Origin of the sequence: uncultured Thiohalocapsa sp. (assembly GCF_913063425.1) — a bacterium.
Classification (GTDB): domain Bacteria; phylum Pseudomonadota; class Gammaproteobacteria; order Chromatiales; family Chromatiaceae; genus Thiohalocapsa.
Genome location: NZ_CAJXYK010000057.1, coordinates 21413 through 30335 on the forward strand (window position 1 = coordinate 21413; position 8923 = coordinate 30335).

An 8923-nucleotide genomic window follows, 5' to 3' on the forward strand; every position below is an offset into this window, starting at 1 on the left:
GTGCTCGGGCGCCGGGCCACAACAGGGCGAGCACAACCTGCTCCAGCGCAGGGAAAAGCCCGAATCCCTGGAATACCACCATTGACTTTCTGGACAAACGGTAGCCGATACCCCAATATTACCAGGCGATATACGCAGATCTTCGCCGGCGACCCCGGCGAATCCAACCGCCCACACCTGCACCCGGAGCCTTGCCATGACCGATGCCCGCCTGCTGCGCCGCCACCGCGCCTACTTCGAGGGTTGGGCACAGGCGTTCGGGCAACACGACCTGCTGCGGGACCCGACCCAGGGCCTGCGCTGGCTGCTGGGCGATGCGCAGCTCGGGCTGATGCTGGATCGCTCTGTGCGCGCCCGTCTGCGCGGCGGGAGCGACGACGGCTTGGGGGGGCTGCTCGCGGATGCGCCAGGCGCACCTGCCGCCGAGCCTGCGGGCCTGTGGCCACCACGCCGACCGGTGCTGACGCCCGCGCTGCCCGCCCTCGCCGATGTCGGCACCGAGACCCTGCGGCTCGGGCGGCTCACGCTGCGCCACTGCCCTGCCCGCGTCGTCCAGACGGTCCGGGCCATGTTGGCCGCGCAGCCCGAGCTGCACCTCTACGAGACCTATCACCTCCGCTACCCCAGCGGCACGCGCATCCTGACGCTGTCCGACCGGGCGCCGCTGCGGCTCATCTATCGCGAGCTGTCGCCGGCGCTGATCCGCTCGGCCCCCCAGGCCACGCCCACCGCCGCCCCGCCGCGCGAGCTGGCCTGCGCCTAAGCCGGCGCCTAAGCCCGCGCAACTCCCGCGCGACTGCCGGCACAGCGCGAAGCCGCCCCCTGGGTACGCCGACTTCAGTCGGCCTCCCGGCAAAGGCGGACATCAAGCCGCGGAAGACCGCTGATCGCCCGGCCTCAGGCCCTCCGCAGCGAGCCATGCAGCCGTTACCAGCGCCCGCCCGGAGGCCCCCAGGCGACAACGCATGCCGATGCTGCCCGATCAGCGGGCGCCTGGCCTGCGCGTACCCGCGCGCCCCGTGCTAATGTTGCGGCTTTCGAGCCGCCCCCGACAGACCGATGCCCCACCGGCACCCGCTCGTCCTCGTCGACGCCTCCGGCTATCTCTTCCGCGCCTACCACGCGCTGCCCAAGCTGACCAACTCCCGCGGCGAGGCCACGGGCGCGCTGGTGGGCGTGCTGAACATGCTGCGCAAGCTCATCGACGAGGCGCAGCCCGAGTACATCGGCGTCGTCTTCGATGCGTCCGGGCCCACCTTTCGCGACCGCATGTTCGAGGACTACAAGGCCAACCGCCCGCCCATGCCGGAGGACCTGCGCGAGCAGCTCGGGCCGCTCAAGGAGATCATCCGCGCCATGGGCCTGCCGCTGCTGGAGGTGGCGGACGTGGAGGCCGACGACGTCATCGGCACGCTCGCCCGGCGCGCGGCGGCCGACGGGCTGCCGACGCTCATCTCCACCGGCGACAAGGACATGGCGCAGCTGGTGGATGACCACATCACCCTGGTCAACACCATGTCCGATACGGTGCTGGACCCGGCGGGCGTCAAGAAGAAGTTCGGCGTGGCACCGGAGCACATCGTGGACTATCTGGCGCTCATGGGCGACAGCATCGACAACATCCCGGGCGTGCCCAAGTGCGGGCCCAAGACGGCGGCCAAGTGGATTCAGGAGTACGGCAGCCTCGACGGCGTCATGGCGAACGCCGAAAAGGTCAAGGGCAAGATCGGCGAGAGCCTGCGCGCGACCCTGGAGCAGCTGCCGCTGTCGCGCGAGCTCACCACCATCAAGACGGACGTGGACCTGGACTTCGCGCCCACGGACCTGACGCCCGAGCCGCCGGACACCGAGACCCTGCGCGACTGGTACGAGCGCATCGAGTCCAAGCGGCTGCTCGCGACGCTGAGCGACACGGGCGCCGACGGCGAGGCCGCCGCGACCACGCCACAGCCCGAGTACGCCCTGGTGCTGGACCAGGCCGCGCTGGACGCCTGGCTCGCCAAACTGGAGGCCGCCGACCTCTTCGCCTTCGACACCGAGACCACGGACCTCGACTACATGCGCGCCCGGGTGGTGGGCGTGTCCTTCGCCGTGGACACCGACGGCGCCGTGGAGGCCGCCTATGTGCCGCTGGCGCACAGCTACCCGGGCGCACCGGACCAGCTGGACCGCGAGCAGGTGCTGGGCAGGCTGAAACCAATCCTGGAGGACCCGGCGCGCGCCAAGGTGGGGCAGAACCTGAAATACGACATCAGCGTCTGCGCCAACCACGGCATCGCCGTCGCAGGCTGCGCCCACGACACCATGCTGGAGAGCTACGTGCTGGACAGCACCGCCACCCGGCACGACATGGACTCGCTCGCCAAGAAGTATCTGGACCGGGACACCGTCCACTTCGAGGATATTGCAGGCAAGGGCGCCAAGCAGCTCACCTTCGACCAGATCCCGCTGGAGCAGGCCGGCCACTACGCCGCCGAGGATGCCGACATCACCCTCGCGCTGCACCGGGAGCTGTGGCCGAAGATCGAGGCCATCCCCAGCATCGCGTCGGTCTATCAGGAGATCGAGCTGCCGCTGGTGCCGGTGCTCTCAGCGATGGAGCGCACCGGCGTGCGCATCGACGCCGACGAGCTCCGTGCCCAGAGCGCAGACCTCGCCGAGCGTGCGGCGGCGCTGGAGGAGCGCGCCTATGCCGAGGCCGGGCGTAAGTTCAATCTGGGCTCGCCGAAACAGATCGGCGCCATCTTCTTCGACGAGCTGAAGCTGCCTGTCATCGCCAAGACGCCCAAGGGCGCCCCGTCCACGTCGGAAGCCGTGCTGGAGCAGCTCGCCGCCGACGGTTACGAGCTGCCGCGGCTCATTGTCGAGCACCGCGGACTCACCAAGCTGCGCTCCACCTACACCGACAAGCTGCCGGCGCTCATCAACCCGGACACGGGCCGGGTGCACACCAGCTACCACCAGGCGGTCGCCGCCACCGGCCGGCTGTCGTCATCCGACCCGAATCTTCAGAACATCCCCATCCGCAGCGAGGACGGCCGGCGCATCCGCCGCGCCTTCGTGCCGGAGCCGGGGTACAAGATGCTGGCGGCAGACTACAGCCAGATCGAGCTGCGGATCATGGCGCACCTGTCCGGCGACGAGCGCCTGCTCGCCGCCTTCGCGGCCGGGCAGGACATCCACCGCGCCACCGCCGCCGAGATCCACGGCCTGCCGCCGGAGGCGGTCAGCGACGAGCAGCGCCGCAGCGCCAAGGCCATCAACTTCGGGCTCATCTACGGCATGTCCGCCTTCGGCCTCGCCCGCCAGCTCGGCACCGAGCGCAGCGTCGCCCAGGAGTACGTGGACCTGTACTTTGCCCGCTACCCCGGCGTGCGCGAGTTCATGGACCGCATCCGCGCCCAGGCCCGCGCCGACCGCTACGTCGAGACCCTGTTCGGCCGCCGGCTCTATCTCACCAACATCAACCACAGCAACAACCAGCTGCGCAGCGCCGCGGAGCGCACCGCCATCAACGCCCCCATGCAGGGCACCGCCGCCGACATCATCAAGCGCGCCATGATCCGCATGGACGCCTGGCTCCAGCGCGAGCAACCGCCCGTGCGCATGATCATGCAGGTGCACGACGAGCTGGTGTTCGAAGTCGCCGCAGACGCCGTGGACACCGCAGCCCGACAGATCAAAGACATCATGCAGGGCGCCGCCGAGCTTGCGGTGCCGCTTATCGCCGATGCGGGCGTGGGCAAGAATTGGGATGAGGCGCATTGAGCGGGGCGTCGGGCCGGGCGCCGGGCCGGACACTGGGCTTCACCATCGTCCCGGCGAGCCGCTTCGCCATGCGCCTCCAGCCCGGCGCACGCCCCGGCTGCGCTTGCGGGCCGCTCACGGCAAGCTTGGCTGGATGATGGCGTAGACTCTCCGGGTGTTCCAGGCAACGCCCGAGGTATCCATGTCCGCCCGCAAGAAGCTCCCCATCGGCATCCAGACCTTCCGCGAGATCCGCGAGGGTGGCTACTACTACGTCGACAAGACGGACTTCGCGCTGCGGCTGATCGACGCGGGCAAGTACTACTTTCTGTCCCGCCCAAGGCGCTTCGGCAAGTCGCTGTTTCTGGATACGCTGGCGGAGCTGTTTGCGGGCAGCGAGGCGCTGTTCGCGGGCCTGGCGGCCGAGCAGCACTGGGATTGGTCACGGCGGTTCCCCGTGGTGCGGCTCAGCTTCGGTGCCGGCGTGGTGCAGAGCGCCGCGGCGCTGGAAGTGCGTATCCGCGAGCTGCTGCGGATCAACGCCGAGGCGCTCGGGCTGGCGCTGCGGCAGGACGCGGACATCAGCGGGCAGTTCGCAGGGCTGATCCGCGAGGCGCATGCCAAGTGCGCCGAGCCGGTCGTCGTGTTGGTGGACGAGTACGACAAGCCGATCCTGGACAATCTCACCCGCCCGGAGGCCGCCCGGGAGATCCGCGACGGGCTGCGCAATCTCTACTCCGTCATCAAGGACAGCGACGCCCACATCCGCTTTGCGTTCCTGATGGGCGTATCGAAGTTCAGCAAGGTCAGCCTGTTCTCGGGGCTGAACAACCTCATCGACATCACCGTCTCGCGCGACTTCTCGGCTATCTGCGGCTATACCGAGGCGGACGTCGACGCGGTCTTCGCGCCGGAGCTGGAGGGACTGGACCGCGCACAGATCCGCGATTGGTACAACGGCTACAACTGGACCGGTGAGGCCGTCTACAACCCCTTCGACCTGTTGTTGTTGTTCCGCGAGCGCGACTTCCGCCCCTGGTGGTTCGAGACGGCGACGCCGACCTTCCTGGTGGACCTGCTGGTCGAACGCGAGGTGTTCTTGCCGAAGCTTGGGCAAACCATTGCGAGCGATGCGCTGCTGTCGGCCTTCGACGTGGACCATATCGCCACCGAGGCGTTGCTGTTCCAAGCCGGGTATCTCACCATCGCTGCCACGCGCCGGCTCGGCGCGATGATTCAGTATCGGCTGCGCTACCCGAACCTGGAGGTCTTCGCCGCCCTCAACGGCGCCCTGCTCGAACCGCTGCGCGGGCACCACTGCTCCACCGGAGAACAGACGGCACGCTTGTACGACCTGCTGCTGGACAACGACTTCGCCGGGCTTGCGGAGCTGTTCACCGCGTTCTTCGCCAGCATCCCCAACGACTGGTACCGCAACAACCCCATCGCGAGCTACGAGGGCTATTACGCGAGCGTCTTCTACGCCTACTTCGCATCGCTCGGTCTGGACCTGACGCCGGAAGAATCGAGCAACGCCGGGCGTCTGGATCTGGCGCTGCGCTTCAACGGGCAGGTGTACCTGTTCGAATTCAAGGTGGTGGAGCTGGCGCCGGAGGGGCGCGCCCTGGCGCAGATCAAAGACAAGGGCTATGCCGAGCGCTACCGCGGCGACGGTCGGCCGATTCACCTCATCGGCGTCGAATTCAGCCGCGAGCGGCGCAGCGTGGTGGGGTTCGAGGTGGAGTCGATGGGTTGAGACCGCGCATGCCGATACGCTGCGGCGCGCGCCCGCAAGCTCACAATGCTGGCTGTGGACTGGGGCCGCGCCGCCCGCCCGGACATCCATGCGGGCATCTGCGGCGAGCACGGTGGTCACCCCGCCTCCATCGGCGACTGTGACGAGGCCGGCCTCGACTACGTCAGCTGCTGCCCGCCCGGTCGGGCCGCCGACGCGCAAGGCCGGCCAACGCCCGGCGATCCCGGTCCGTGCCGGCACGGCGCGAGGCCGTCGGTGGCGTCCAACGCGCAGGCCATCGGCGCGCAGGCGTCGGCGCACAACCGCTCAAATATCCTCCACCTCGGTGGAATCGCCGTAGGTCTCGATGCCCAGGCGGTCGGCGACCTTCTGCGCGCGGGCATCGATCATCGGCGAGATCACGAGCAGCCGATCGGCCTGGCGCTGGTGGCGGCGCTCATAGAAGCGCGCCTTGCGCTCGAAGCTGTACATCCCCGCCTTGTCGATGGAAGACTTGAGCTCGCAGATGAGCAGTTGGCCGTTCGTGATGATGACGTCCAGCTCCACCTGGTCGGGGCGTCCGAACACCTCACCCGCGTCATCATAGTCCGTGACATTGACCACCTCCACGCCGAAGCTCTTCTCCAGTATAGCGGCCAAGGCGTCGCGAAAGGCCTTCTCGGACTGCAGACCCCAGCGCGAGCCGAGCGCCCCGACGCCGCGGTCGTAGCGCTGCGACTGTGCCATGAACTCTTCGTGAATGCGCCTGAGCTCGGCCTGGTTGTCGTCCCACTTCTTGGCCTGCTCCTCACGCATCTGTTTGAGCTCGGCCTGGTTGTCGTCCCACTTCTTGGCCTGCTCCTCGCGCATGCGTTTGAGCTCGGCCTGGTTGTCCGCCCAGGCTCTGTCTTGGCGCTCCCGATCGCGTCGCAGCTCACCCAACAGCTCGTGGAACCGATCACCGGTCTCGCGGCGGTCGGCATAGGCATCCCGCGTCAGGTCTAAAATGAAAGCCCGAAACGACGGATCATCCCGCAGCCAGTTCGGCAGCTCGCGCTTAACGGTCTCTTTCAGGGATTCGATGGTCATCGCTCATCTCGCTCGGGCGCTCGTCTTCGCTGCTGCGAGTCTATCAGAGGGCGCGATCCGGCAGGCGCTGAGCCCGCACGCGACAGGAACGCCGCTCCGCCGGTGCGGTGCTCTTTCTCCGTGACGAACCGCGCCGGCTCAAGCCGTGTCCCAAGGATCCATCGCATCGACTCCGGCTGCTCGAAAAGGTGCCGTATCCCGCGAGGCGACCGCGAAGCCGCGGGCGTGTGCGATGGCGGCGATCAGGCCGTCGGCAAGGCCGATGGGCGAGCCCGCAGCGGTGGTGCTGCGGGCGATCTCGGCGTAAGCCCGTGCGGCGCGGTCGTCGAAACCGAGCGCGACGCCGCCCGAACTGAGGCCGAGGTTTGGCGCCCTACCAGCGGAACCCACCGCCGAACCATTGCAGCGGGCGACCGACCCGCCTGCGTCAGTGATTCCCTGCCCGCCCCATGCCCCTGGCGTTAGACTCCCGATACGCCCGACCCGCCCCGAGGCCCCCATGTCCGCCCGCAAGAAGCTCCCCATCGGCATCCAGACCTTCCGCAAGATCCGCGAGGGCGGGTTCTACTACGTCGACAAGACGGGCTTTGCGCTGCGGCTCATCGACGAGGGCACGCACTACTTCCTGTCGCGCCCGCGGCGCTTCGGCAAGTCGCTGTTTCTGGATACGCTGGCGGAGCTGTTTGCGGGCAGCGAGGCGCTGTTTGCAGGGCTGGAGGCGCACGCGCGCTGGGATTGGTCGCGGCGGTTCCCGGTGATTCGGCTCAGCTTTGGTGCCGGCATGGTGCAGAGCGCCGCGGCGCTGGAGGTGCGTATCCGCGAGCTGCTGCGGATCAACGCCGAGGCGCTCGGGCTGGCGCTGCGGCAGGACGCGGACATCAGCGGGCAGTTCGCAGGGCTGATCCGCGAGGCGCATGCCAAGTGCGCCGAGCCGGTCGTCGTGTTGGTGGACGAGTACGACAAGCCGATCCTGGACAATCTCACCCGCCCGGAGGCCGCCCGGGAGATCCGCGACGGGCTGCGCAATCTCTACTCCGTCATCAAGGACAGCGACGCCCACATCCGCTTTGCGTTCCTGATGGGCGTATCGAAGTTCAGCAAGGTCAGCCTGTTCTCGGGGCTGAACAACCTCAAGGACATCACCATCGATGCGCGCTACTCGGCCATCTGCGGCTACACCGAGGCGGACCTGGACCAAGTCTTCGCGCCGGAGCTGGCGGGGCTGGACCGCGCGCAGATCCGCGACTGGTACAACGGCTACAGCTGGACCGGCGAGGCGGTCTACAACCCCTTCGATGTACTGCTGCTGTTCGATGCCCGCCAGTTCCGGCCCTGGTGGTTCGAGACAGCGACGCCGACCTTCCTGGTGGACCTGCTGCTGGAGCGGCAGGTCTACCTGCCGCAGCTCGGGCATCTGCAGAGCGATGCCGCCCTGCTCTCCAGCTTCGATGTCGGGCATATTGCCGTCGAGGCGCTGCTGTTTCAGGCCGGCTATCTGACCATCGCGCGCGAGGAGCAGCGCTTCGGCGAGTATTGGTATCAGCTGCGCTACCCGAACCGGGAGGTGTACCAGAGCCTCAACAACAGCCTGCTCAAGGCCTGGACACCCGGCGGGGCAACCACATTGGGCAATAAGCAGCGCTTAGGCGAGCTGCTGCTCAAGAACGACTTCGCCGGGATGGAGGCGCTGTTCACCGCCTTTTTCGCAGGCATCCCAAATGATTGGTACCGCAACAACCCCATCGCCCGCTACGAAGGCTACTACGCCAGCGTCTTCTATGCCTACTTCGCCTCCCTCGGCCTGGACCTGACGCCGGAAGAATCGAGCAACGCCGGGCGTCTGGACCTGGCGCTGCGCTTCAACGGGCAGGTGTATCTGTTCGAATTCAAGGTGGTGGAGCTGGCGCCAGAGGGACGCGCCTTGCAGCAGCTCAAGGATGCGGGGTCTGCGGACAAGTACCGGGCAGCGGGCGTGCCACTGCATTTGATCGGCGTCGAATTCAGCCGCGAGCGCCGGGCACTGGTGGAATTCGAAGTGGAGCACATCGCACCGGCGGCGCAGTGAGATGCCGCCGGCGCCGGCACGCCGTCCAGGCGAAGGGAGGCCTGATTGACCTCCTCCGTGTGCCAGGCGCAGCCTGCCTAGTCCCGCAGTCCAGGCTCGCCAGCTCGAACAGCACCGCCACCCAGCACGACACGGACTCGCTGGCGAAGAATACCTGGACTGGGAACCGGCACACTTCGAGGACATTGCGGGGAAAAGGGGGCGTACAAGGGCGCCAAGCAGCTCAACTTCGACCAGATCCCGCTGGAGCAGGCCGGCCACTACGCCGCCGAGGACGCCGACATCGC

At 67.8% G+C, this 8923-nt stretch carries 6 protein-coding genes; 4 read left to right on the forward strand and 2 right to left on the reverse strand.

Going from position 1 to position 8923, the window contains the following annotated elements; genetic code table 11:
* The first annotated feature begins 196 nt into the window (after positions 1-196).
* The 3 genes from QZ607_RS22310 to QZ607_RS22320 all read left to right on the forward strand — a co-directional run bounded on the left by QZ607_RS22310 (position 197) and on the right by QZ607_RS22320 (position 5503).
* Positions 197-763: a hypothetical protein gene (locus tag QZ607_RS22310; RefSeq protein WP_295887407.1), complete on the forward strand. Its 567-nt coding sequence runs from the start codon at positions 197-199 to the stop codon at positions 761-763.
* 296 nt (positions 764-1059) lie between these two features.
* A complete protein-coding gene (polA, locus tag QZ607_RS22315) occupies positions 1060-3768 on the forward strand; it encodes a DNA polymerase I (protein ID WP_295887409.1) in 2709 nt (902 codons plus the stop codon).
* Between the two features lie 181 nt (positions 3769-3949).
* Positions 3950-5503 carry an ATP-binding protein gene (locus tag QZ607_RS22320; protein ID WP_295887412.1) on the forward strand — a complete coding sequence of 518 codons (1554 nt, stop codon included), beginning with the start codon at positions 3950-3952 and terminating at the stop codon, positions 5501-5503.
* 306 nt (positions 5504-5809) lie between these two features.
* Here QZ607_RS22320 and QZ607_RS22325 read toward each other — a convergent pair whose 3' ends face one another.
* Positions 5810-6571 (reverse strand): DUF3782 domain-containing protein, encoded by a 762-nt coding sequence (locus QZ607_RS22325; RefSeq protein WP_295887414.1) that lies wholly within the window; start codon positions 6569-6571, stop codon positions 5810-5812.
* A 138-nt stretch (positions 6572-6709) separates the two neighbouring features.
* A complete protein-coding gene (locus tag QZ607_RS25995; protein WP_367268243.1) occupies positions 6710-7102 on the reverse strand; it encodes a PIN domain-containing protein in 393 nt (130 codons plus the stop codon).
* On the opposite strand from QZ607_RS25995, the gene QZ607_RS22330 reads away from it, so the two are divergent.
* Positions 7071-8636 (forward strand): ATP-binding protein, encoded by a 1566-nt coding sequence (locus QZ607_RS22330; RefSeq protein ID WP_295887418.1) that lies wholly within the window; start codon positions 7071-7073, stop codon positions 8634-8636. The two genes, QZ607_RS25995 and QZ607_RS22330, sit on opposite strands and share 32 nt — an antisense overlap.
* Positions 8637-8923 lie beyond the last annotated feature (287 nt).